The following is a 24,475-nucleotide window of genomic DNA, read 5'->3' as shown; positions in this document are numbered from 1 at the left end:
GTGATACACCTCGCGCGCCGAGGCTTGATGAACGCTTGGCTGCCATTTGCGAGGCTGGAACGTTGAAGAAATATTCGGTATTCGCCATCGCCCGCGAGGCCATGCGCGGCCATAAGGGCTGGGAGGAACAATGGTCCTCGCCAGAGCCGAAGAAGGAATACGACGTCATCATCGTCGGCGCCGGCGGCCATGGCCTGGCCACCGCCTATTATCTCGCCACGGTGCACGGCATCACCAATGTCGCGGTGCTGGAAAAGGGCTGGCTGGGCGGTGGCAACACCGGCCGCAACACCACCATCATCCGCTCCAACTATCTCTATGACGAGAGCGCCGGCATCTACGACCATGCGCTGAAGCTGTGGGACGGTCTCAGCCAGGAGCTCAACTACAACGTCATGTATTCGGCGCGCGGCGTCATGATGCTCGCCCACAATGTGCACGATATCCAGGTGCTGAAGCGCCATGTCCACGCCAACCGGCTGAACGGCATCGACAATGAATGGCTGACGCCGGAGCAGGCGAAGGAATTCTGCCCGCCGCTCAACACCTCCAAGGATGCGCGCTATCCGGTGGTCGGAGCTGCCTTGCAGCGCCGCGGCGGCACGGCGCGCCACGATGCCGTCGCCTGGGGCTATGCGCGCGGCGCCTCGGCGCGCGGCGTCCACATCATCCAGAATTGCGAGGTCACCGGCGTCAAGCGCGCGGCCAATGGCGCGGTCATGGGCGTCGACACGACGCGCGGCTTCATCGGCGCCAAGAAGGTCGGTGTCGTTGCCGCCGGCCATTCCTCCGTCATCATGAACATGGCCGGCGTGCGCATGCCGCTGGAGAGCTATCCGTTGCAGGCGCTGGTGTCGGAGCCGGTCAAGCCGGTGGTGCCTTGCGTGGTGATGTCGAACACGGTGCACGCCTACATCTCGCAGTCCGACAAGGGCGAACTGGTGATCGGCGCCGGCACCGACCAGTATGTCTCCTATTCGCAGACCGGCGGCCTGCACATCCTGCAGCACACGCTCGACGCCATCTGCGAGATGTTCCCGATCTTCACGCGCATGAAGATGCTGCGCTCATGGGGCGGCATCGTCGACGTCACCCCGGACCGCTCGCCGATCCTGGCCAAGACGCCGGTGCCCGGCCTCTATGTCAATTGCGGCTGGGGCACGGGCGGCTTCAAGGCGACGCCGGGCTCGGGCCATGTCTTTGCCCACACCATCGCCAAGGACGATCCGCATCCGATCAACGCGCCCTTCACCATCGAGCGCTTCCGCACCGGCCGACTCATCGACGAGGCGGCAGCGGCGGCGGTGGCGCACTGATGATGGCGCAGATGGCTGTCGCCATGCCGCTGATGCTGGCGGGGGAACAGGGCATGTTCCATTTTCCGTCGGCGGACGAAGTGCGCACGCAGCCGATCAGCCGCGCCGGAAACGAGGCCAACTGGCCGTTTTCCGTCGACGACGGCGTGCTGGCCTGCGTGTGGAGCGGCGGCCAGAAGGTGGTGATGTTCGTGGAGAACAGGCCTTCCGATCTCGGCGAGGACGACACATTCGAGCCGCGCCGCGTCATCGTCACGACCGATCCGATGCAACTCACCATCGGCAACATGGCGTATCGCGACCTGTTTCGCCCGGCCGCAAGCGTGGAGGAGCGCATCCGGCTCGTCGCGCCCTTTGCGGCCATGGGCCAGAGGCTTTGCGACCAACCCGCCGGCGCTCACGTCGGCCACGGCGAATTGTAGGAACGAACACAAATGCTTCTCATCCGCTGCCCCTATTGCGAGGAAGAGCGTCCGGAGCTCGAGTTCCGCAATGCCGGCGAGGCGCATATCGCGCGCTCGGCCAACATCGCTGGCGAGACCGATGACGATTTCGAGAAGTTCTTCTTCATCCGCTCGAACCCCAAGGGCATCATCTATGAGCGCTGGCGGCACATGCATGGCTGCGCCCGCTTCTTCAACGCCGTGCGCGACACCGTCACCGACAAGTTCATCATGACCTACAAGGCCGGCGAGCCGAAGCCGTCGAAGCTGCCGGGAGTTGCCAAATGAGCGGCGCGTTCCGCATTCCCAGCGCCGGCCGCCTCAAACAGGCGAAAACCGCGCGGTTCAGCTTCGATGGCCAGTCCTACGCCGGTATCGAGGGCGATACGCTGGCCTCGGCGCTGCTCGCCAATGGCGTCCATCTCGTCGGCCGCTCGTTCAAGTATCACCGTCCGCGAGGCATCCTGTCGGCGGGCGCGGAAGAGCCGAACGCACTGGTTGAGATCAAGCGCGACGCGGCGCGCAAGACGCCGAATGTGCGGGCCACCGTGCAGGAGCTCTATGACGGGCTTGCCGCGCAGTCGCAGAACCGCTGGCCGTCGCTGTCCTTCGATGTCGGCGCGGTCAACGACATTGCTTCGCCGCTGTTTTCGGCCGGCTTCTACTACAAGACCTTCATGTGGCCGAAGGCGGCGTGGAAGAGCCTCTACGAGCCGAAGATCCGGGCGGCCGCCGGCCTCGGGGTTTCCCCGGACCAGCCGGATCCCGATCACTATTCGTCGCGCTACGCGCATTGCGACGTGCTGGTGCTGGGCGGCGGTGCCGCGGGCATTGCGGCAGCACTTGCCGCGGCCGAGACCGGGGTGCGCGTCATCCTGGCCGACGAGCAGGCCGAGTTCGGTGGCAGCCTGCGTTTCGAGACCGGCGCCAGGATCGACGGCCAGGACGGCTTTGCCTGGGCGCAGGCAGCAATTGCCAGGCTCCAAGGCATCGACAATGTCCGTGTGCTGTCTCGCACCACGGCCTTCGGCTACTACGCGCAGAATTTCGTCGGGCTGGTCGAGCGTGTCAGCGATCATCTCGCAACCCCCGGCCATGACCTGCCGCGCGAGCGGCTGTGGCAGGTGAGGGCCAAGCGCGTGGTGCTGGCTTCCGGCGCCATCGAGCGCCACATGGTGTTCGCCGACAACGATCGGCCGGGCATCATGCTGGCAGGTGCGGCGCGCACCTATCTCAACCACTATGGCGTCGCGGTCGGCAAGAATGTCGGCGTCTACACCGCCAATGATTCCGCCTATGCAGCGGCGATCGACCTGAAGAAAGCGGGCGTCAACGTCGCGGCGATCGTCGACCTGCGCGACCATCCGACCGGGCCGGTGATCGACGAGGCGAGGGCGCTCGGCATCGAGGTCAATTTCGGCCGCGCGGTGATCCGCGCCGGCGGCAAATTGCGGGTGTCGTCGATGACCGTGCAGCCGAAGAATGGCGGTGGCGAACGCACCATCCCGGTCGACGCGATCCTGATGTCGGCTGGCTGGACGCCGTCGGTGCACCTGTTCTCGCAGTCGCGCGGCAAGGTCGCCTTCAACGACGAGACCAAGCGCTTCGTGCCGGGCACCTATGCGCAGGACTGTGCCTCGGTCGGCGCCTGCAACGGCACGGACGGGCTGTCAGCGACGATCGACGAGGCTTATGCGGCGGGCGAGAAGGCAGCGAAAGATGCCGGTGCGAAAACCGCCAAGGGCAACAAGCCCAAGGTCGACGCCTCGGAGAGCTGGTCGCGCGGCATGCTGGGTGCGGCCCCCGGCGCCGGGCCGGACACGACGGTGAAAGCCTTTGTCGATTTCCAGAACGACGTCACCGCCAAGGATATCCGCCAAGCGGTGCATGAGGGCATGCGCTCGATCGAGCACGTCAAGCGCTTCACCACCAACGGCATGGCGACCGACCAGGGCAAGACCTCCAACATGCACGGCCTGGCGATCGCCGCCGAGACGCTGGGCAAGCCGATCCCGGAAGTCGGCCTGACCACGTTCCGAGCGCCCTATACGCCGGTCACCTTCGGCGCGATTGTCAGCCACGCGCGCGGACCGCTGTTCGACCCGACACGCAAGACGGCGATCCATCCCTGGGCCAAAGCCCAAGGTGCCGTGTTTGAGGATGTCGGGCAGTGGAAGCGCGCCTGGTATTTCCCAAAGGCCGGCGACGACATGCACGCCGCGGTCGACCGCGAATGCGTCGCGGTGCGCAAGACGGCCGGCCTATTCGATGCCTCGACGCTCGGCAAGATCGAAGTGGTCGGGCCGGATGCGGCCAAGTTCATGGAACTGCTCTACACAAATCCGTGGGAGAAGCTGGAGCCCGGCCGTTGCCGCTATGGCATCATGCTGCGCGAGGATGGTTTCATCTATGATGACGGCGTCGTCGGCCGGCTGGCGCCCGACCGCTTCCATGTGACGACGACGACCGGCGGTGCGCCGCGCGTCATGAACCACATGGAGGATTACCTCCAGACCGAGTTCCCGCAGCTCAATGTCTGGCTGACCTCGATCACCGAACAATGGGCGGTCATTGCCGTGCAAGGACCGAAGTCGCGCGACATCATCGCGCCACTGGTCGAAGGCATCGACATGTCCGACGAGGCGCTGCCGCACATGTCGGTGCGCGAAGGCAAGATCTGCGGCGTGCCGACACGGCTGTTCCGCATGTCGTTCACCGGCGAGCGTGGCTTCGAGGTCAACGTGCCGGCCGACTACGGCCAGGCCGTGTGGGAAGCGCTGTGGGCCGAGGGCCAGAAGCATGGTGCGGCGGCCTACGGCACCGAGGCCATGCACGTGCTGCGCGCCGAAAAGGGCTATGTCATCGTCGGCCAGGATACCGACGGCACGGTGACGCCGAACGATGCCGGTCTCGACTGGGCGGTCGGCAAGAAGAAGGCCGACTTCGTCGGCATCCGCGGCATGGCGCGGCCGGACCTGGTCGCCAAGGGTCGCAAGCAGCTGGTCGGTCTCAAGACCAAGGACCCGAAGATGGTTCTGGAAGAAGGCGCGCAGATCGTCGAGGATCCGAAGCAGGCGATCCCGATGAAGATGATCGGCCACGTCACCTCGAGCTACTGGTCGGAAAATTGCGGCCGCTCGATTGCCCTTGCACTGGTCGCCGGCGGTCGCGACCGCATGGGCGACACGCTCTACGTGCCGATGCCAAACGGGGTGATCGAAGTGGAGGTTTCCGGTATGGTGTTCTTCGACGAGACGGGAGGGCGCCTCAATGGCTAAGGCCGCTGCAAAGAAGACGGCTGCGGCCGCATCGCCTTCGGTCGAGCGTCGCCCGGCGCTGGCTGGACGCAGCACCGCCGCGACCGGCGCCAAGGTCGAGGTGCTGCCGCCGGCCGATCGCATCTCGCTGCGCGCGCCGGAGGCTTCGATTGCCGCCCTTTCCAAGGCGCTCGGTGTGACCTTGCCGAAAAAGCCAAAAACCTCGGCCACGAAGGCGGGCCGTACCGCTCTGTGGCTCGGCCCCGACGAATGGCTGGTGATCGACGAGGCTGGCAACGATCCGCTCACCGATTGCGCCGCGGTTTCTGCCTTGCATTCGGCCGTCGGCATCTCGCATCGCAACATTGCGATCGCCGTGACGGGTGCTGGGGCGGCGGCGACGATCAATGCGGGCTGCCCGCAGGACCTGTCGCTCGATGCCTTCCCGGTCGGGGCGGCCTCGCGCACCATCCTGGGCAAGGCTGAGATTGTGCTGTTGCGCAACGCCCCAGACGCCTTCCAGGTTGAATGCTGGCGTTCCTTCTCGGACTATGTCTTTACTTTCCTGTCCGAGGGATCGCGGGACGCAGCGGTCTGAACTCGGAACGTTTTGCAGGGCACGCTCGTTCTGCATCCGTACGCCGAGGGAGAATGCCGATGCCGTCGAATTCCGCGCCGAAGTCGCCGGTCAAAAAAAGCCCTGCCGTTCGCTCGCTCGAACATGAGCAACATGAAGCGTCGAGCGCCGAAGAGGAACTCGAGGAAGGCCTCGAGGACACCTTTCCGGCCAGCGATCCGGTGTCGATAACCGGAACGTCCATCTCCGGCGCTCCGGCGAAGCCGGGCAAGGCCAAGACGGTGGCCGGCCGCAAGAAGCGCACGACATAGTTTCCATCGGACCAGGCTGGATCGGGACCTTCTCAATCCCATTGGAGATGCTATTTAAAGCGCTTTGGGAGACAGATATGCCGACAAAAGCCATCGTTTGGGGCGAGAATGTCCACGAGCAGACCAATGCCGCCGTGCGCGAGCTTTATCCCAAGGGCATGCATGGCACCATTGCCGCGGCGCTCAACCAGGACAAGGGTATCGAGGCGACCACCGCCACCTTGCAGGAGCCCGAGCATGGCTTGAGCGAGAAGCGCCTGGCCAGCACCGATGTCCTGCTGTGGTGGGGGCATGCCGCCCATGGCGAGGTCAAGGACGAGATTGTCGAGCGCGTACAGAAGCGGGTGTGGGAAGGCATGGGGCTGATCGTGCTCCATTCCGGCCACTACTCGAAGATTTTCAAGCGGCTGATGGGCACGCCCTGCTCGCTGAAATGGCGCGAGGCGGGCGAGCGCGAGCGCGTCTGGGCGATCAACCGCGGCCATCCGATCGCGCAAGGCATCGGCGAGTGCCTGGAGATCGGCGAGACGGAAATGTATGGCGAGCCGTTCGCGGTGCCGGAGCCGCTCGAGACGGTGTTCGTCTCCTGGTATGAAGGCGGCGAGGTGTTCCGGTCCGGGCTGACCTACCAGCGCGGCGCCGGCAGGATCTTCTACTTTTCGCCCGGCCACGAAACCTATCCGATCTATCACAATGAGGGCGTGCAGCAGGTGCTGCGCAACGCCGTGCACTGGGCGCACAACCCGGCGCCGGCATGGTCGGGCATCACCAATGCGCCGAACGTGCCGACGGATGCGGCCAAGGAGAAGATCGTCCAGAAAGGGCTGCGCCTGCATGCCGATGGTGACAAGGGCCTGAGATGATGGGGCCTGAGATCAGTTGGACCTCCTGTCGCGCCAGGCGGTTTGACCCATCAGGCGGTTCATGGTGGTTAGGTATTCGTCTTCCGAAGTCGACCAGCGCAGCCTTGCCATTTCCTCCGTATCCGGGCCGGCGAGGTAGCGCAGGCGGTGCGATGGATCGGTCGCCGCCGCATAGATCGTCGCGACGACTTGATCTTCGTTGGCATCAGGGAATGGGTAGTTCATCATCGATTGCATCATGTGATCGAAGTAGGGCTTGTACGATGCCGGGACGGAAACGGCCTGTGACGCCGCCATGGTGTTGGACGTGAAACTGGTGGTGCGCATGGCTCCGGGTTCGACGAGCTTGACCAGGATGTTCTGCGATTCCAGCTCGTAGGACAGCGATTCCGAGAGGCCTTCGACGGCGTGCTTGGTTGCGGTGTACAGCGCCAGAAGCGGCACCGCCGCCAGCCCGACACCGGAGCTGATGTTGATGATCGTTCCGCCGCCATGGTTGCGCAAATGCGGAATGACCGCCTGCATGACATTCATCATGCCGAAGACATTGGTCTCGAAAACTCCACGGATCGTCTCTTTCGCGGTGGCCTCGAAGATCGAGACGACACTGACGCCGGCATTGTTGACGACAGCGTCGATACGGCCGAAGTGGGCGACGCCAGCGGCAATCGCGGCCTCGATGCTTGCGGAATCGGTGACGTCGAGAGGCAAGACAAGCATTTGGCCGGCATAGCCGGCGGCGAGACTTTGGTCCGGCTTTCGCATTGTCGCGATGACGTTCCAGCCCTGGGCGGCGAAGTATCTTGCCGCGGTCTTGCCGAGCCCGGACGAACAGCCGGTAATGAGGACGGTCTTGGTCATTCACATAACTCCATCGGGTTAGGTGAGTGATCTAGGTAAAACGATCTGCCTGATCTATAATGAAAAGTACCGATTGAATTACGGATCGTCTCATTTTGGACCCTTTGACTGACATCATCGCTCTGTTGCGTCCAAGGACACTCCTGCTCGGCAACCTTGCCGCAACCGGTGAATGGGGCATCCGCTCGCCATATCAGTGCGATCCCACCTTCTATCTGGTGACCGAAGGTGAATGCTGGTTTCAGCCTGATGACGGAGAACCGCTGCGGCTGTGCACGGGGGATTACCTCCTGGCTGCGCAGCCGTCTTCGCCGTGCTTCGTCAGCAGCCCCGGCACAAGGCTTATCCTGTCCGATGCCGCGTTCAAGGAACGCAACACGGTCGATAACGAACTCAGGGTCGGAAACGGCGTTAAGGGTGGCCCGACGACGCGCATTCTCGGCGGCCTGATCATCTGCGATCCAGCAAATGCCGACCTGCTGTTCGGCCTGCTGCCGCGCTTCACGCATATCCGTGCGGCGGAGGATGTAGGGGAAAGGCTCGGAGGCCTGATGCGGATCATCGTCGACGAAACGCATGCCGCGAGGCCGGCCAGGGGCATGGTCCTGTCGCGGCTGATCGAGGTGATGCTGATCGAAACGCTGCGCCGCGAGGGTGCGCAGCGCGCGTCACAGCCACAAGGCCTGCTTGGCGGTCTTGCCGATCCGCAACTGGCCAGGGCGCTGACGCATATACATTCGGATGTCGGCAGGGCATGGACGATTGCCGAACTGGCAAAGAGTGCGGGCATGTCGCGCTCGCGATTTGCCCGGCGCTTCGTCGACGTCGTGGGGGCAGCACCCGTGGAATATCTGCTGGCATGGCGTATGGCGCTTGCCAAGGACGCGCTGCTGCACAGTCAAAAACCACTCAGCCAGATCGCTGCCGATGTGGGCTATCAATCGGCGAGTGCCTTCAGCACTGCCTTCAGCGGCAAGGTCGGCTGCGCGCCGACCCAATACGCAGCTCAAAGTCGAGGCTAGATCGTCTACTCGTGAAGTGTTTAGTCCGGTCTCAGAATGTGCTGGGCACAATCCACGGATTGATGCTGATGCCGAGCCGCGGGCCCTTGCCGTCAGCGGTGTTTTCCGTGGAGCCCTTCTTCTCGACCGAGCCGGTCGAGGCGCAATCGAGCTTCACATGGGTCCTGGTGTCGACGCAGGTCGCGGCAGGTGCCTGCTTGACCGGCTGGGTGGCGCTGGCGGCAAAGGCCGAGCCCGAAAGTGCCAGCACGGCGGCGAGGGTCAGGAGTATCTTTTTCATCGTCAGTCTCCGTTTTCGACGGTTGAACTTTTTTGTACATGTACGACACAATGTACATATACGTCCGGAGATGCCGACGTTCAAGTCAGAAAACGTACATGTACGGATAAATTTTATTGAACTTTTATTGAACGCCGAAAATCGCGGCGTTCTGACACAGCCGAGCGCTCCAAATGGGCGTTGGTCGTGGTGATCAGAGCCTGTGAAGAGTGTCGCTTAGCAGTTGACTGGCGTCTCAGTCAGCGGCGGCACATTCTGTGTGCTCAGCGTGGCAAGCGTGAAGTCGCACATCCGCTTCACGAACGCCTGCGGGTCGCCGAAGGGATAGAATGGAAAGGTGATCAGCAGCGAGATCGTGCCGTGGCCGACCGCCCACAGCATGGTGGCGATGGCGCGCGGGTCGCCCTGCAACTTGCCGGCGGCGACACAGGCCTCGACCCTGCTGATCAGCGCGTTCATCGCCGGGTTGCTCTCTTCCATGTCCTCATAACTCCTGCCTTCCGGCAGTTTGGTCTTCTCGGTCATGAACACGGTGCGGTATTCGTTGGGATTGCCGAGCCCGAAGGCGGCATATTCGGTCATGACCGCCTGCAATGCCTCGATCGGATCGTCGGATGCATGCTCCTCGATGCGGCGGGCAAGCGTCTCGAATGCATCCTCGGCCAGGGCGAACAGGATGTCCTGCTTGTCGGCGAAATAGGAATAGACCGACATCGGCGCATAGCCGACCCGCTTGGCCAATTTGCGGATGGTCAGGCCTTCATAGCCCTCTTCCTGGACGAGCTTGTGCGCGGCCTCGACCAGTTCGGAGCGCAGTTCGGCCCTTTGTTTCTCGCGGCGTGTCTGGACGCTCGGCGGCAAGATCTCGTGCCTTTGGTTGGTTGGTTGGTACCTGGCTAAATTATATACGCTGTACGAAAACGGACAAGGGCGCGACAGGTTCCCAAGCGGCATGCATCAGATCGCGCCGATGCCACCGTCGACGGCCAGCGCATGGCCGGTCATGAAGGAGTTTGCCGGGGCGGCGGCAAACAGGATGGCGGTGGTGATTTCATCGACTTCCGCCACCCGCTTCATCGGCACGCCACGCGTCAGCTCGGCCAACGCCTCTGCTTCCGGCGCGCCGGAGGTGCGCACGAAGCTGTCGACCATCGCCGTCCTCGTGTGAGCGGGGCAGATGGCGTTGATGCGCAGGCCCTTGGTGGCGTATTCGACCGCGGCTGAGCGGGTCAAACCGATGACGCCGTGCTTGGCGGCGGCATAGACCGAGAGTTTCGGCGCGCCGGACAGGCCGGCGGCCGAGGCGATGTTGACGATGGCGCCGCCCTTGCCGGTCGCCTTGAACTGCCGCTCCATCTGCGGGATCTGTGTTTCATCGCATAGAAGACGCCGAGCAGATCGACCTCCAGCACGCGGCGAGCCTCATCCGAGGGGACTTGCGGCAAGCGCACGAAGCTTTGGACGATGCCGGCATTGTTGATGGCGACATCCAACCGGCCGAATTTTTCGACCGCCAGCCGGACCAGATCCTCCGACAGTTTTTCGTCGGCGATGTTGCCGGCCAGGATCGCCGTTTCGGCCTGCAGCGTGCCTGCGAGATCGGCCAGCGTCTTTTCGTCGATGTCCGACAGCACCAGCCTTGCACCTTCGGAGGCAAAGCCTTTCGCCGCACCCCGGCCAAACCCGCCGGTCGCACCGGTGATCAGCACGGTTGCTCCCTCAAAACGGCCCATCACGCCTCCTTGTCGATCAGTTGCGCGGCGAGATGCGAAAGCAGTTTTACCGCCTCGCCATAGGTTCTGGCCTTTTCGGGATTGGAGGCGTTGCCGTCCAGCGCCCGCTTGAAAACGCCCTGGCAGATCGCCGCCAGACGGAAGAAGGAGAAGGCCAGGAAGAACGTCCAGTTGCCGATGCTGTCCAGCCCGCGCCGCCGGCAATAGGCGGCAACATAATCGTCTTCGGAGGGCAGGCCGAGCGCCCGACGGTCGACGCCGCCCAGGCCGCGAAAGCCCGAGGCGTGCGGCAGGCGCCATTGCATGCACTGATAGGCGATGTCGGCGAAGGGGTGGCCGAGCGTCGACAATTCCCAGTCGAGCACCGCCAGCACCTTTGGCCGATCGGGAGCAAAAATCAGATTGTCCAGCCGGTAGTCGCCATGCACCAGCGAGACGCGGCCATCATCGGCGGGCCTATGTGTCTCCAGCCAGGCAATCAGCCGGTCCATATCGGCGACGGTGCCGGTCTCCGAGGCGCGGTACTGGCTGCTCCAGCGCCCTAGCTGGCGCTCGAAATAATTGCCCGGCCGGCCGAAATCGCCGAGACCCACGGCCTCGACATCGACATCGTGCAGGGCCGCGAGCGTATCGTTCATGGCGTCGTAGATGGCGGCGCGTTCTTCGTTGTCGCGAGCCTCCGGCAGCGCCGGATCCCAGAAAATGCGGCCGTCGAGGAAATCCATGATGTAGAACATGCGGCCGATCGGCGAGTCTTCCGCCGACAGATGCAGCATCCTGGGCACCGGCACGGCGGTGCTGGCAAGCGCGCTCATCACGGTGAATTCACGGTCGACCTGATGCGCCGATTTCAGCAATTGCCCGGGCGGCTTGGCGCGCAGCACGTAGCGGCGGCTTTCCGCCGTCAGCAGATAGGTTGGGTTCGATTGGCCCGATTTGAATTTTTCGATGGAAAGGAGCCCGGTAAAGCCTGATATGTTCGCCTCGAGGTAAGGCGCAAGCGCTGCCTGGTCGAGAACGTTCGGATCGCTCATGCCGTCTCGGGCTGGCGTTCGATCAAGGTCAGCGTCAGCCAACGGGCGGTCAGCGCCGGTTTCTTGGAGCCTTCGATCTCGATCGTCACGTCATGCGCGGTCTGCACCCAGCCCGACGGCCTGACCTTGACGTCGGCCAGCACGAAACGGGTGCGGATGCGCGCGCCGGTCTTCACCGGCGCCAGGAAGCGCAGCGAATCGAAGCCGTGGTTGACCCCCATCTTGCCGTTTTCCAGCGGCGGCATGGTCTCGAAGGTCATCGCCGACAACAGCGACAGCGACAGGAAGCCGTGTGCGATGGTGCCGCCGAACGGCGTCTCGCGCATGGCGCGCTCCGGGTCACAGTGGATGAACTGGTGGTCGTCGGTAGCGTCGGCGAACTGGTCGATCATGCGTTGCGTGACCACCCGCCAGGGCGACACGCCAACCTCCTTGCCGACACTGGCCAGAAGTACATCGAGACTGATCGGTTCCACGCGGATGTCCTCCAGTTCACCCCCGGCTCCGGCCGGAAAATGTCATTCCTTGAACAAGGTCAGCCCATGCTGCACCGACTGTCCGCCGTCGATCGGCAGGATGGCGCCGGTGACATAGCTGCCTGCACGGCTGCACAAATAGAGCGTTGCGCCGGCAATGTCATCCGGTGCGCCAATACGGCCGATCGGAACATGGTTGCCGACATGCCTGGCCTGTTCCTGCGTGCCGGTGGCAAATGCCGTCATGCGGCTCTGGAAGGGGCCGGGGGCAAAGGCGTTGACGGTGATGCGGCGGGCGGCGAACTCCAGCGCCAGGGTGCGCGTCAGATGATGAACCGCGGCCTTAGACGCCGTGTAGGAATAGGCGTCGTCGGCCAGCGGCTGCGTGCCCATCACCGAACCCAGATTGATCACCCGGGCCGGATCGGCATCGCTGGCGGCGGCATCGAGCAGCGGCAGCAATTCGCGCGTCAGATGGAAGACCGCGGTGACATTGACACCGAACACTTTCGCCCAGGCGGAATACGGAAAATTCTCCAGCGGCGCGCCCCAGGACACACCAGCATTGTTGACCAGGATGTTCAGGTGGTCAGTCCGCGTCTTGACCTCGGCGACGAGCGCGGCAATGCCGGCTTCGCTGGAGACATCGCCAGCGAAGCCTTCGGCTCGGCCCGGTGCGCCAAGCCCGTTCAGTTCACCGGCGACCTTGATGCAATCCTCACCCTTGCGCGACGCGATCATCACGCTGGCGCCGGCCTTCACCAGCGCGGTTGCCGCCATGCGGCCGATGCCGGTCGCCGCTCCGGTCACCAGCGCGGTCTTGCCGGCCACCGAAAACAGCTCGTCCAGATAGCTCATCACAATCCTCCGCGCCTTGCCTCGGTGTGCGGGCAAAACAGTTCGCGTTGACAAGGCTATCCGAAGTACGGTCATCCTTGCCACGGGTAAAATGCCTGGCGTGCATGAAGGGTTAGCGACCGATGACGGAGATGAATCTCGGCATGACCGAGCGGCTGAAGCCGATCCACGCGCGCGTCGCGGCCATGGTGCGCGACGAGATCAAGCCGCTCGACAAGGAATTCCTAGGCGAAGTGGGCAAGGCCGGTGACCGCTGGCTCTATAGCGCGCGCCAGAGCGAGATCCTCGAAGGGCTGAAGAAGACCGCACGGGAGCGCGGCCTGTGGAACTTCTGGCTGACCGGCTCGGAGCGCGGCTACGGCCTTTCCACGGTCGAATACGCGTATCTCGCCGAGGAAATGGGCAAGGCGCATCTCGGCGCCGAGACCTTCAACTGCTCGGCGCCCGACACCGGCAACATGGAGGTGTTGGAACGCTATGGCTCGGCCGACCACAAGAAGGCGTGGCTCGAGCCGCTGCTCGACGGCAAGATCCGCTCGGCCTATCTGATGACCGAGCCGGATGTCGCCTCGTCCGACGCCACCAACATTGCAATGCGCTGTGAGCGCCAGGGCGGCGACTATGTGCTCAACGGCGAGAAATGGTGGGCTTCCGGCGCCGGCGATCCGCGCTGCGCCATCTACATCGTCATGGTCCGGACCGGTGCCGACGAAGAGCCGACACATCGTCGGCATTCGATGATCCTGGTGCCTTCCGATACAAAAGGCGTGACCAAGGTTCGGGCCATGCAGGTCTATGGCGACGACGACGCGCCGCATGGCCACATGCATCTTCGCTTCGACAATGTGCGTGTGCCCGCATCGAACCTGATCCTCGGCGAAGGCAGGGGTTTCGAGATCGCGCAGGGGCGGCTCGGCCCCGGCCGCATCCATCACTGCATGCGCGCCATCGGCCAGGCCGAGATGGCGCTGGAGATGCTGTGTCAGCGTTCCGTGCGTCGCGAGGCCTTTGGCCAGCCCTTGGCAAAACTCGGCGCCAATTTCGACATCATCGCCGAATGCCGCATGGAGATCGAGATGGCGCGGCTGCTCTGCCTCAAGGCGGCTTGGATGATCGACCAGGGCGATGCGCGCGCCGCAGCCCCCTGGATCAGCCAGATCAAGGTGATCGCGCCGCGCGTCGCGCTCAAGGTCACCGACGAGGCGGTGCAGATGTTCGGCGCGCAAGGCATCAGTCAAGACACGCCACTGGCGCGTTCGTGGACGCATCTGCGGACATTGCGCCTTGCCGACGGACCGGACGCCGTGCATCGCCGTCAGGTGGCGCGGACGGAGCTGAAGAAATACACGCAGGAAAAGGTCTGAGCGCCGACGCCAGCAGGTCCAAGCAAGGAGTGTTCCGATGACTGTCCCCTCCGAAATGAAGGCGCTGCTGCTTGTCGGCGACGGCTACACCAGGACGCCTTCCGGCAGCGTGCTGGAGGCGATGGAGCCCTATCTCGAGCCGGGCAGCATCGCGGTGCCGACGCCGGGGCCGACGCAGGTGCTGATCAAGGTCAATCTCGCTTCGATCAATCCGTCCGATGTCATGTTCATCAAGGGCCAGTACGGCCAGCCGCGCGCCAAGGGCCAGCCGGCCGGCTTCGAGGGTGTCGGTACCGTCGCCGCCAGTGGCGATGAGCCCTATGCCAAAAGCCTGATCGGCATGCGCGTCGCTTTCGCCACCGGCGTCACCAACTGGGGCTCATGGGCCGAATATGCCGTTGCGGAAGCGGTGGTCTGCATCCCACTGCTCGACACAGTCCGCGACGAGGATGGCGCGGCGATGATCGTCAACCCGCTCTCTGCGCTCGCCATGTTCGACATCGTCAGCCGAGAAGGTGAAAAAGCCTTCGTCATGACCGCCGGGGCCAGCCAGCTCTGCAAGCTGATCATTGGCCTGGCCAAGGACGAGGGTTTCCGACCGATCGTCACCGTGCGCCGCGACGATCAGATCGCGGCTCTGAAAGAGCTTGGCGCGGCGCACGTCCTCAACGAAAAGGCGCCGGATTTCAAGGCGGCGTTGCGCGAGGTGATCAAGGCCGAACAGCCGCGCATCTTCCTTGACGCGGTCACCGGGCCGCTGGCCTCCGCAATTTTCGACGTCATGCCGAAGCGCTCGCGCTGGATCATCTATGGGCGGCTTGATCCCGAAGCCACGATCATCCGTGAACCCGGCCAACTGATCTTCCAGCACAAGCACATCGAGGGTTTCTGGCTGAGCGAATGGATGCGCCAGTTTCGCGACCGCCGCGGCCCGGCCATCCTGGAAGCGCAGAATCGGTTTTCCGATGGGCGCTGGTCGACCGATGTGACGGCGGTGGTGCCGCTCGCCGAGGCAATGGCGCGGGTGCCGACAGAACTGGCCAGGCCCAACGGCAAGGTGTTCATTCGGCCGTAGCATGAAGGTGCCAGACGTTCGAATGCAAAGCATTCACAGCTCTCGATGCCAAAAAATGCTGGTGTCCGGCTGCCGCAAGCCGCGTCGGGCGGACATCCGCGTCTTTCAGACCCTATGCCACGCCGCTTTGTCCGTGATATGCCGCCGCCATCGAATGCCGGGCGGTCCAGGCAAGGGGGCCGTTCCGGGATGGGTGTAGGGTGACTTGATGACGATTTCCAAGCCGGTTTTCGATCGTTTGGGGTTTGGCCTGTGGATCGGGGCGTTCCTGGTCGTTCTTGCCATGGTCCTGTGGTCGCCCGACACGCGTACGGTGTTGCTGGCCTATAGATATGGCAGCGAGAACCTTCTGGCTGGCCGGCCGCTCTACGATCTTCAGTCCGAGATGGGGTATCTCTACGCGCCCGCCTTTGCCGCGCTCTATGTTCCGCTGTTGAAGCTGGGCCCGCATCTGGGCGGGCTGTTGTGGCATGTCCTCGGCTTCGCGGTGCTGACCTTCGCCGCCGTCCGGCAGGTGCGCAAGCTCGGCGGTCAGGAACTGACCTGGCTGCTTTCGTTCGGCCTCTTCCTCGCTCTGCCGATGGCGCTCGGCGCGATCCGCAACGGCCAATCGACAATTCTGCTGGCCGGCGCCTCCTGGCTTCTTACTTTGTCGGCGCTTGAAGGGCGGCGCGCCGAGACCTTCTTCTGGGCTTCGCTTGCCATCATTGCCAAGCCGACCGCGATCATCATGCTGCTCCTGGCAGGAGGGCTGCGCCCCCGGCTGATACCGGTGCTGGTGCTGGCGGTGCTGTTCGTGCTCGCCATCCCTTATGCCTTCGCGCCAGCCGATTATCTGAACGACCAGTATCGTGATTTCGCCAGCATGCTGACCTCGATGGCGGTCGACAAGACCAGCCATTTTGTTGCCGCCGATTTCACCGCGCCTTTTGCGACGGCAGGGATGCCCATCGCGGAATCCGGCGCCACGGCGGTGCGCTTCGTGGTCGGCCTGTTGGCGCTCTCGATCGTGCTCTGGTTCGATCGCAAGCTCGAGCAGGGGACGGCAGGGCTGGCGATCTTCCTGACCGCCGCTTTCTACATGTGCGTCTTCAATCCGCGCGTCGAGCCCAACACCTATGCGATGATCGCCGTGCCTGCCGGTCTCGCCATCGCCCTGTTGTGGCGCGAGGAACGAGGCGGCGTCCTGGCCTCGGTGCTGTCGACGGCGCTGTTTGCGACCGGGCTGAGCGGCGTCGAGCAACATGTGCATGATTTCCTCTACCCCTGGTTCCGGCCGGTTTCGGTTGCTTTCATCGCCTGTTCCCTGATCTGGTGGTTCTGGGCCAAAGCGCGGGAAAAGGTGGTGAATGCAGGGGTCGCAAATGGCTGAGTTGCGGCCGACACTCGATATCGTCGCGCCGTTCTTCAACGAAGCGCCATCGGCATCGGCCTTCGCCGAATTGCTTGCCGCGCTGGAGGCGGCGGTGGCACAGCGCTTTGGCATGACAGTGCACAAGCTCCTGGTCGACGACGGCAGCCGCGACGATGGCGCCAAACGATTTTCGCAGGTGCTGACGGGATCGTGGGAGATCGTCCGCCTCAGCCGCAATTTCGGCAAGGAAGTCGCCGTGCTCGCCGGCCTCGACCAGTCGCGCGGCGACATGGTGCTGATCATGGACGCCGACCTCCAGCATTCGATGGACATCAGCCTGAAGCTGATCGCCGAGCTGGTGGAACATCCGGACATCGACGTCGTCTACGCGCAGAACGACCGGCGTGAGGCCAGTTGGCGACGCAGTCAGCTGGCGCGGCTTTTCTACAGCCTGATCAACAGCAGCCAGCGTTTCGACATTCCCGAAAATGCCGGCGACTTTCGCGTCATGCGCGGCACTGTCGCACGCGCGCTGACCAGCCTGCGCGACAAGCGACGCTTCAACAAGGGCCTGTTTGCCTGGGCCGGCTTCCGCCAGAAGGCGTTGCCCTATTCGCCGGAGGGCCGCGCCAGCGGCACGTCGAAATGGAGCCGGCTCAACCTGATCGCCTTCTCGCTGGAAGGTTTCACCTCCTTTTCCGTCATTCCGTTGCGCATGATCAGCCTCAGCGGGCTGCTTGCCGCGCTAGCCGGCGCGGTCTACGGCGCCAAGGTGTTCTTCGAGGTGATCTTCTACGGCATTGCCGTTCCCGGTTACCCCAGCCTCCTGGTCGCCGTCGTCCTGCTCGGCGGCCTCAACCTGACCCTTCTCGGCCTGATTGGTGAATATGTCTGGGTCACGCTCAGCGAGAGCAAGGATCGGCCGGTCTATATTGTGCGCGATGTCGTACGTAGCGACGTCGCTCCCGGCAAACTGGCACCGGGCGCTCGCGATACATGACACGGCGCATCCGCCTGATCGCCGACGACTACGGCCTGGCGCCAGGCGTCTCCGCCGCGATCCTCGACCTGCTCGATCGCGGGCGCCTGACCGGCACCAGCTGCATGACCGGCTTTCCGCAATGGGCGCAGGAGGCGGAGCGCATAAAGCCTCTGTGCGGCCGTGTCGCGGTCGGGCTGCATCTTACCTTGACCGACCAGCCAGCCGTCACCGGCCGGTCGAGCCTGGCGCCGGAAGGCCGGCTGCCGCCGCTCCGCTCGCTGGCGTTGCCTGTTCTGCGCGGCCGCATCGACGATCGCGATGTCCATGCCGAGCTCGACGCCCAGTACAGCCGCTTCGTCGAAGCACTCGGGCGCCGCCCCGATTTCGTCGACGGGCATCAGCATGTGCATTTCCTTCCTGTCGTGCGCACATGGCTGCGCGCGCGTCTGCATGAGGAAGCCGACAGGCCTGCGTTGCGCGGCGCGCCGGTGCTGGCGGGAACGCTCGCTACGGCGCCGAAAGTCGCCGCGATCGCAGCGCTCGCTGCCGGGTTCAACCGGTCTATGCAGCATGCCGGCTTCACCATTTTCGAACCGCTCGCGGGCATCTATGACTGGCGGCGACCCGAAAAGTTCGCTTCCGTGCTGCGGGCCGCCGTCGAGGCATTGCCGGAACGAGGGCTGTTCATGTGTCACCCCGGCCATGTCGACGAGACGCTGCGCGCGCGCGACCCGATGCAAAGCGTGCGCGAGGTCGAATTCGCGGTCCTGGCATCGGACGATTTCGGCGCCAGCCTGGCCCGCGCCGGTGTCGCAATCATGGACGGCAAGGGATGAGCGGCGGCGCGGACCAGCCCCGACGTTCGACCGGCAACAAGATCGTCCGCTTTGCCATTGTCGGACTTGCCAACACAGCCATCGACCTTGCCAGCTTCTTCCTGCTGCTCAAGCTGCAGATGCCGCCGCTGCCCGCCAACATCGCCGCCTGGTTCATCGCCGTCACCTTTTCGTTCGTGGCGAACGGCTTCTGGTCGTTCGAACGCAATCAAGCCATCCGGCTGCGTGATGCATTCCTTCGTTTCGCCTCGCTCGGGGGGCTGATTTCGCTCGGCGTTTCCAGCCTTTCGATTGCGCTGTTCGCTGGTATCGCCGGGGTGTGGCCGGCAAAGATCGGCGGTGTCGTGGTGGCCGCGGTGCTGAATTTCCTCGCCGCGCGCTGGTCGATCGAAGGCCGGTTGCTGAGATAGGCTATTCCTACGAAATTGCGGTGTTTTACAAAATCGCGGGCGGAAGACCGCGACACGCTTTTCCTGGAATGTCTCTACTCGGCCGGCTCCACATTGGTGTAGGCGGCTTCCTCGAGTTCGCGCTTCAGCCGCGCTTCCTCATGGGTCTTCGGCGTGACGAAGCGGCCAAGCAGGAGATAGGCGACCGGCGTCAGGAACAGCGTCGAGACGGTGGCAAGGCCCAGTCCGCCGACGATGACCCAGCCGAGCGCCACGCGCGCCTCGGCACCGGCGCCGCTCGCCAGCACCAGCGGCAAGCCGCCGAGCACGGTGCAGATCATCGTCATCATTACCGGCCGAACGCGGATGATCGAGGCCTGCTCGATCGCTTCGCGCACGCCAAGTCCGCGATCGCGCAGCTGGTTGGCGAATTCGACGATCAGGATGCCGTTCTTGGCCATGACACCGACCAGCAGCACCAAGCCGATCTGGCTGTAGGCATTGAGGCTGGTGCCCGAGAGCAGCAGCGCGAAGATGGCGCAAGCGAGACCGAGCGGCACCGTCGCCATGATGATGATGGCGCTGACAAAGCTTTCGAACTGGGCGGCCAGCACCAGCAGGATGATGACCAGCGCGAAGCCGAAGATGGTCACCATGGCGCTGTTGGTCTCGCCCAGCGTCGCGGCCTCGGCCAGCGGCAGGATGCGGCTGCCCGCGGGCAAAAGCGGCGTGGCGATTTCCTCGGCGCGGGTCAGCGCATCGCCGAGCGCGAAGTCGCCATTGAGGTTGGAGGTGATCGCCACCGACGGCTGCTGCTGCTCGCGCGACAGCGATGGCGGCACGGCACGCTCGGTGAGCGTGGCAATGGTCGACATCGGCACGAAGCGGCCGTCTGATGTCTTCAGGAAGATGTTTTCCAGGTCGGTCGGATCGTTGATCGGGTTGGTGGTCGAGACCAGCTTCACGCCATAGCTGCGGTCGGCGATGTAGACGTCGACGACATCGTTGCCGTCGAGCATCGCCTGCAAGGTGTTGGCCAGCCCGGTGATGTCGATGCCGAGGTCGGAGGCGCGTTCGCGGTCGATGGCCACGGCCAGCTGCGGCTGCGTCGGGTCGATGGACAGGCGCGGTGTCTGGAAGCGCGGGTCCTTCTGCATCTCGGCAATGATCTTGACGGCCGCGTCGCCGAGTGCTTTGCGGTCATTGCCGACCAGCGCGAACTGCAGGCCGTTGCCGGCACCGCGAATGCCGAGACTGTTCGGCTGCACCGGGAAGATGCGCACGCTCGGCACCTGCCTGGTCAGCTGGCTGATCTCGGCCATGATCTCCTGCTGGCTGCGGCTGCGCTCGTTCCACGGCGCCAGCGTCATCACCATGAAGCCTGAGTTGTAGGAGCCGTTCTGGCCGGCGTTCTCGAAAGTGCTGCGGATCTCGCCGGAATCGCGCATCGGCTGGATCAGTTTCTCGATCTTCTGCATCTGCTGCGTCGTGTAGTCGAGGCTGACGCCTTGCGGGGCGCTGATGCGCAACAGCACGGCGGCGCGGTCCTCGGTCGGCGTCAGTTCCTGGCGGATGGTGCCGAACAGCGTGAAGGCGGTGCCGGCAAACAGCACCGCGACCAGAAGCACGATCCACGGCGCATCGAGGCAGGCATGCAGGGCGCGCTTGTAGGCTGCATTCAGCGCGCCGCCGATGCGGGCGCCGATGCCGTGGCCGCCTTCGTGGTGGAGCGATGCACTCGACAGCATGCGCGAGGCGAGCATCGGGCACAGCGTCAGCGCCACCACACAGGACAGCAGCACCGACATGGCGAGCACGAAGCCGAATTCGCGGAACAGGCCTCCGGTCTGGCCAGGCAGGAACGAGATCGGCACGAAGACGGCGACCAGCGTCAGCGTGGTGGCAATGACGGCGAAGAACACTTCCTGAGCGCCAAGCACGGCGGCGGCGCGCGAGCCCATGCCTTCATTGCGTCGTCGCACGATGTTTTCGAGCACGACGATGGCGTCGTCGACGACCAGTCCCGTCGCCAGCACCAAGGCGAGCAGGGTCAGGATGTTGACCGAGAAGCCGGCCAGATAGATGGCGGCGATGGTGCCGATCATGGCGACCGGCATCGACAGTCCCGGGATCAGCGTTGCGCGCCAGTCGAGCAGAAAGACGTAGATGACGATCAGCACCATGGTCACGGACAGGCCGAGTGCGATCTCGACCTCGTGCACCGCGCCATTGACGAAAACCGCGTCGTCGCTGGTGATCTTGATCGACATGCCCTTGGGCAGGTTCTCCTGCAACTTGGCGACGGCGGCCTGAACACCGGTCGAGATGTCCAGCGTGTTCGATTCCGCCTGGCGGATGATGCCGATGCCGATGCCGGTCTTGCCATCCGAACGCAGCGTGGTCTGGCCGACATCGGGGCCGAGTGTGACGGTGGCGACGTCGCGGATGCGCGTCGTGCCACCGATGATGATGTTTTCGAATTCCTCGGGCGTGGTCACGTCCGCCGTCGTGCGGACGATCAGGTCCTGGTTTATCGTGGTGATCGAACCGGCCGGTGAATCGAAAGCGACAGAAGCAAGCGCCGCCCTGAGGTCGGCAACAGTGAAGCCGAGGCTGGCGAGCTTGTTCTGGTCGACGTCGATGCGGAAGATCTTGTCGCGGTCGCCATAGACTTGGACGTCGGCAACGCCGGGCACGGCGGCCAGTTCGTCCTCGATCTGGTCCTGGACCACCACCGTCATGTCCTGGATCGACATGTTGTCCGAAGTCACCGCCAGTCGCATCACCGGGTCGGAATTGGCGTCGGCCTTGACGATGCGCGGCGGATCGGCCGTGTCCGGCATCTGGTTGGCGACACGGCCGACGGCATCGCGCACGTCCGAGGCGGCGACGTTGAGGTCGACGCCGTCGTTGAACTCGATGGTGACGCGGCTCGAACCGAAAGAGGAGGACGACGAGATCGACTTGACGCCGGAGACGCGGGCGACAGCGCCCTCGATGGTGTCGGTCAGTTCACGGTCGACGGTTTCGGCCGCGGCGCCCTCGAAGGCGGTCGAGACCGTGACGACCGCGCGGTCGACGTCAGGCAGTTCGCGGATTTCGACGCCATAGAAGGCGGCGAGGCCGGCGACTGCGATCAGTGTGTTCAGCACGAAGGCCATCACCGGTCTGCGAATGAACAGGGCGGTAAAGCCGGTGTCGCTGGCAGCGTTGACGGGGCTGGTCATGAGCCTTCGGCGGCGTCCGCGGCGCGTTGCTCTTCGCCGGCGATGCGCACCGCACCGCCCTCGCTGACGCTCTGGGTGCCTTCGGTCACCACCATGTCGCCGCTGTCGATCTCCGCGTCGATCAGCACGGTCTCGGTGTTGCGCTGGATGATGCGCACCGGGACCCGCTTGGCCTTGCCGTCCTCGATTTGCCAGACATAAGCGCCGTCCGAGCCCCAGAGGATCGCCAGCGGGCTGACCGCCGGATAGGTCTCGCCGGGGAACTTCATGATGATGCCAAACGACATGCCGGCACGCAGCGAATCGGCTGGGTTGGCGATCTTGGCCTTGACCAGAAGGGTGCGACTCTTTTCGTCGATGTGGTTGTCGATGGCCGAAACCGTGCCGGTATAGGCATTGCTGGGATTGGCGATCGGCGTCGCCGTCAATTGCGCGCCGACCTTGACGGCGGCTGCGAAGCGCTCGGGCACGAGGAAATCGACCAGGATGCTGGAACGGTCGTCGAGCGTGGCGATCGCCGACTGGTTGGTCACATAATTGCCGGCGGCGATCGGCAGGATGCCGACGGTGCCGGTGATCGGCGCGATGATGGAGCGGCGCTGCAGGGCAAGTTCGGCATCGCGAAGGACCAGTTTGGCGGCCGCCAGCACCACTTCGGCATCGGCGACGGCGACCGGTGTCGCGGCGTTGGAAGCCCGCAGCGATTTCACCCGGTCGAGCTTGTTCTGCGAGTCCTGCAAAACGAGCTTGGCACGATCCTGCGCGATCACCTCGGTCTCGGAATCGAGGGTAGCAATGATTTGCCCCTTTTCGACGCGGGTGCCGGATTCGACCAGGAATTCAACGAGCCGGCCTGAACTGTAGGGATTGACGGTCACCGAGGCATTGGCACGGCCGGTGCCGATCGCCTGCAGGCGATCGTTGATAACAGCCGAAGTGGCGGCCAGGGCGACCACGTTCACCCGCCGGTTGCCGCCATTGCCGACGTTTGCCTGCTTGGCAGCACCGGTTTCAGCCGGGCGCGTTGCCACATAAACCCAGTCTATCCCCCAGCGTGCCAGCACGTCCGGTGCGCCCGGAAAAAAGCGCAGCCAGGCGGCTGCCGCCACGACCAGCACCACTAGCGCGAAAAGTATTTGTTTCCAGGCGGCCATCGGCACTCCGGTTGGCAAAACGATCCTTCCGTCTACCGGTTTCCCGAAATGAAGCAGACGCAGCGAGGCTATTCTAAGGCAAGAGGCCACCCCGATATCGCGTCTTTATGACAACTCTCCAGTGTCTGCGCACATTAAATATGCGTTACGTTGACGGCCTAACGCAGGCCTTCCATCTCGCGGATGCGTTTGGCGCCTTCTGCTTCCAGTTGCCTTGTGACGGCGCCGATCAGTGTTTCGGCGACGACGAAAAGGGCTGCCGAAGAATCCCACGCCGACGGCACTGCGGTACGTCCGGCAATGACATGGCGGGCAAAGCGGGCGATCGGCGACAGCCACTGGTCGGTGAACAGCACGATCTGCACGCCGCGCTGATGCGCCTTCTCGGCGAAGCGGAGGAGGCTGTCCTGGTAGCGCCTGATGTCGAAGATCACGAGCACGTCGCGCTTGCCCATGTCGATCAGCCTGTCGCGCCACATGCTTTCCTGGCCGGCGAGGTGAAAGACATCGGGCTGGATGATGGCGAGGTGGGCGGCCATGTACCGCGCCAGCGGATCGGTGAAGCGGCCGCCGATCAGGAAGGTCTTGCCGCGCCGGTCGGCGAGGCGGGCGGCGATGTCGGCAAGCTGTTTGTCGGACAGGTGCCTGAATGTCTCGCGCATATTGTCGAGCGTCGCTTCCAGCATCGGTGACGCGGTGCCGCCGCCGGGCGAGGGCGGGTTGAGCGTCCTTATCGCCGGCGATTGCAGCTGCGCTGCCAGTTCGTCCTGCAGGCTCGACTGGAATTCGGGATAGTTCTGGAAGCCGAGCCGGGCAACGAAGCGCAGGATCGTCGGCGAAGAGACGCCGGCCGCGGCCGAGAATTCGGCAACCGTCTTGAGGCCGATCATCGGATAACTGGCGATCAGAGTCTGGGCTGCGCGCCGTTCGCTGGCCGGCATCGTGCCGATGCGGTCGGCAATCAGTTCGGCAATGCTGGAAATCATCTTTTCCCCACCCCTGGAGCGGGATGGTGGACCCATCCCGCTCAGTCTGTTTGTCTTGGCCGCATTTCTGCGACGCC

23 protein-coding genes and 1 pseudogene are annotated in these 24,475 nt (G+C 64.0%); 14 read left to right on the top strand and 10 right to left on the bottom strand.

Translation table 11 applies throughout. The features are described from left to right. Positions 1–62 precede the first annotated feature (62 nt). From ACFFNA_RS24630 to ACFFNA_RS24600, 7 genes are all read left to right on the top strand, one after another. Entirely contained in the window at positions 63–1,316 is a 1,254-nt protein-coding gene (locus tag ACFFNA_RS24630; RefSeq protein ID WP_095084630.1) for a sarcosine oxidase subunit beta, read from the top strand. Further along, positions 1,316–1,738, top strand: a complete 423-nt coding sequence (locus tag ACFFNA_RS24625) for a hypothetical protein (RefSeq protein WP_378922294.1) — start codon at positions 1,316–1,318, stop codon at positions 1,736–1,738. Before ACFFNA_RS24630 ends, ACFFNA_RS24625 begins: the two co-directional genes overlap by 1 nt. Before the next feature lie 12 nt (positions 1,739–1,750). Then, a complete protein-coding gene (locus ACFFNA_RS24620; RefSeq protein ID WP_378922292.1) occupies positions 1,751–2,047 on the top strand; it encodes a sarcosine oxidase subunit delta in 297 nt (98 codons plus the stop codon). Continuing rightward, positions 2,044–5,037, top strand: coding sequence for a sarcosine oxidase subunit alpha (locus tag ACFFNA_RS24615; RefSeq protein ID WP_378922290.1), 2,994 nt, complete (start codon positions 2,044–2,046; stop codon positions 5,035–5,037). The genes ACFFNA_RS24620 and ACFFNA_RS24615 overlap by 4 nt, the downstream gene beginning before the upstream one ends. Next, positions 5,030–5,614, top strand: a complete 585-nt coding sequence (locus tag ACFFNA_RS24610; protein WP_378922288.1) for a sarcosine oxidase subunit gamma — start codon at positions 5,030–5,032, stop codon at positions 5,612–5,614. Before ACFFNA_RS24615 ends, ACFFNA_RS24610 begins: the two co-directional genes overlap by 8 nt. A 59-nt stretch (positions 5,615–5,673) precedes the next feature. Then, a complete protein-coding gene (locus ACFFNA_RS24605; RefSeq protein ID WP_111548948.1) occupies positions 5,674–5,904 on the top strand; it encodes a hypothetical protein in 231 nt (76 codons plus the stop codon). 77 nt (positions 5,905–5,981) lie between these two features. Further along, positions 5,982–6,767 carry a ThuA domain-containing protein gene (locus ACFFNA_RS24600; RefSeq protein ID WP_378922287.1) on the top strand — a complete coding sequence of 262 codons (786 nt, stop codon included), beginning with the start codon at positions 5,982–5,984 and terminating at the stop codon, positions 6,765–6,767. A gap of 12 nt (positions 6,768–6,779) precedes the next feature. Here the strand turns inward: ACFFNA_RS24600 and ACFFNA_RS24595 are convergent, their stop codons facing one another. After that, positions 6,780–7,628, bottom strand: coding sequence for an SDR family oxidoreductase (locus tag ACFFNA_RS24595; protein WP_378922285.1), 849 nt, complete (start codon positions 7,626–7,628; stop codon positions 6,780–6,782). 95 nt (positions 7,629–7,723) lie between these two features. On the opposite strand from ACFFNA_RS24595, the gene ACFFNA_RS24590 reads away from it, so the two are divergent. Then, positions 7,724–8,650, top strand: a complete 927-nt coding sequence (locus tag ACFFNA_RS24590) for an AraC family transcriptional regulator (protein ID WP_378922283.1) — start codon at positions 7,724–7,726, stop codon at positions 8,648–8,650. Between the two features lie 31 nt (positions 8,651–8,681). Here the strand turns inward: ACFFNA_RS24590 and ACFFNA_RS24585 are convergent, their stop codons facing one another. The 6 genes and pseudogenes from ACFFNA_RS24585 to ACFFNA_RS24560 all read right to left on the bottom strand — a co-directional run bounded on the left by ACFFNA_RS24585 (position 8,682) and on the right by ACFFNA_RS24560 (position 13,031). Continuing rightward, positions 8,682–8,930 carry a DUF680 domain-containing protein gene (locus ACFFNA_RS24585; protein WP_378922281.1) on the bottom strand — a complete coding sequence of 83 codons (249 nt, stop codon included), beginning with the start codon at positions 8,928–8,930 and terminating at the stop codon, positions 8,682–8,684. A 216-nt stretch (positions 8,931–9,146) separates the two neighbouring features. After that, the gene (locus ACFFNA_RS24580; RefSeq protein WP_111548715.1) at positions 9,147–9,791 is read right to left on the bottom strand and encodes a TetR/AcrR family transcriptional regulator; all 645 of its coding nucleotides are present in this window, start codon (positions 9,789–9,791) and stop codon (positions 9,147–9,149) included. A gap of 96 nt (positions 9,792–9,887) precedes the next feature. Continuing rightward, positions 9,888–10,663, bottom strand: a pseudogene (locus tag ACFFNA_RS24575) (SDR family NAD(P)-dependent oxidoreductase). Continuing rightward, positions 10,663–11,697, bottom strand: a complete 1,035-nt coding sequence (locus tag ACFFNA_RS24570; protein ID WP_378922279.1) for a phosphotransferase family protein — start codon at positions 11,695–11,697, stop codon at positions 10,663–10,665. The pseudogene ACFFNA_RS24575 and the gene ACFFNA_RS24570 overlap by 1 nt, the downstream one beginning before the upstream one ends. Beyond that, positions 11,694–12,179: a MaoC family dehydratase gene (locus tag ACFFNA_RS24565; RefSeq protein WP_378922604.1), complete on the bottom strand. Its 486-nt coding sequence runs from the start codon at positions 12,177–12,179 to the stop codon at positions 11,694–11,696. The genes ACFFNA_RS24570 and ACFFNA_RS24565 overlap by 4 nt, the downstream gene beginning before the upstream one ends. Before the next feature lie 36 nt (positions 12,180–12,215). Next, positions 12,216–13,031 carry an SDR family oxidoreductase gene (locus tag ACFFNA_RS24560; protein ID WP_378922277.1) on the bottom strand — a complete coding sequence of 272 codons (816 nt, stop codon included), beginning with the start codon at positions 13,029–13,031 and terminating at the stop codon, positions 12,216–12,218. Positions 13,032–13,153: 122 nt separating this feature from the next. Here ACFFNA_RS24560 and ACFFNA_RS24555 point away from each other — a divergent pair, with 122 nt between their 5' ends. From ACFFNA_RS24555 to ACFFNA_RS24530, 6 genes are all read left to right on the top strand, one after another. Continuing rightward, entirely contained in the window at positions 13,154–14,395 is a 1,242-nt protein-coding gene (locus tag ACFFNA_RS24555; RefSeq protein ID WP_378922275.1) for an acyl-CoA dehydrogenase family protein, read from the top strand. A 37-nt stretch (positions 14,396–14,432) separates the two neighbouring features. Further along, positions 14,433–15,470 carry a zinc-binding dehydrogenase gene (locus ACFFNA_RS24550; RefSeq protein ID WP_378922273.1) on the top strand — a complete coding sequence of 346 codons (1,038 nt, stop codon included), beginning with the start codon at positions 14,433–14,435 and terminating at the stop codon, positions 15,468–15,470. Positions 15,471–15,678: 208 nt separating this feature from the next. Next, positions 15,679–16,842 (top strand): glycosyltransferase family 87 protein, encoded by a 1,164-nt coding sequence (locus tag ACFFNA_RS24545; protein ID WP_378922271.1) that lies wholly within the window; start codon positions 15,679–15,681, stop codon positions 16,840–16,842. Beyond that, the gene (locus tag ACFFNA_RS24540; RefSeq protein ID WP_378922269.1) at positions 16,835–17,824 is read left to right on the top strand and encodes a glycosyltransferase family 2 protein; all 990 of its coding nucleotides are present in this window, start codon (positions 16,835–16,837) and stop codon (positions 17,822–17,824) included. Before ACFFNA_RS24545 ends, ACFFNA_RS24540 begins: the two co-directional genes overlap by 8 nt. Continuing rightward, the gene (locus tag ACFFNA_RS24535) at positions 17,821–18,642 is read left to right on the top strand and encodes a ChbG/HpnK family deacetylase (protein WP_378922267.1); all 822 of its coding nucleotides are present in this window, start codon (positions 17,821–17,823) and stop codon (positions 18,640–18,642) included. The genes ACFFNA_RS24540 and ACFFNA_RS24535 overlap by 4 nt, the downstream gene beginning before the upstream one ends. Beyond that, complete coding sequence (locus tag ACFFNA_RS24530) at positions 18,639–19,052, top strand: GtrA family protein (RefSeq protein WP_378922265.1); 414 nt, start codon at positions 18,639–18,641, stop codon at positions 19,050–19,052. The genes ACFFNA_RS24535 and ACFFNA_RS24530 overlap by 4 nt, the downstream gene beginning before the upstream one ends. 74 nt (positions 19,053–19,126) lie before the next feature. On the opposite strand, the gene ACFFNA_RS24525 is transcribed toward ACFFNA_RS24530, so the two are convergent. From ACFFNA_RS24525 to ACFFNA_RS24515, 3 genes are all read right to left on the bottom strand, one after another. After that, positions 19,127–22,258 carry an efflux RND transporter permease subunit gene (locus ACFFNA_RS24525; RefSeq protein ID WP_378922263.1) on the bottom strand — a complete coding sequence of 1,044 codons (3,132 nt, stop codon included), beginning with the start codon at positions 22,256–22,258 and terminating at the stop codon, positions 19,127–19,129. Beyond that, a complete protein-coding gene (locus tag ACFFNA_RS24520) occupies positions 22,255–23,412 on the bottom strand; it encodes an efflux RND transporter periplasmic adaptor subunit (RefSeq protein WP_378922261.1) in 1,158 nt (385 codons plus the stop codon). The genes ACFFNA_RS24525 and ACFFNA_RS24520 overlap by 4 nt, the downstream gene beginning before the upstream one ends. Positions 23,413–23,570: 158 nt before the next feature. Further along, positions 23,571–24,398, bottom strand: coding sequence for a MurR/RpiR family transcriptional regulator (locus ACFFNA_RS24515; RefSeq protein ID WP_111548704.1), 828 nt, complete (start codon positions 24,396–24,398; stop codon positions 23,571–23,573). Positions 24,399–24,475 lie beyond the last annotated feature (77 nt).

The organism is Mesorhizobium kowhaii (assembly GCF_042431665.1).
Lineage (GTDB): Bacteria > Pseudomonadota > Alphaproteobacteria > Rhizobiales > Rhizobiaceae > Mesorhizobium > Mesorhizobium kowhaii.
The sequence above is the reverse complement of the archived record's forward strand: the minus strand, read 5'-3'. Positions and strand labels throughout refer to the sequence as shown.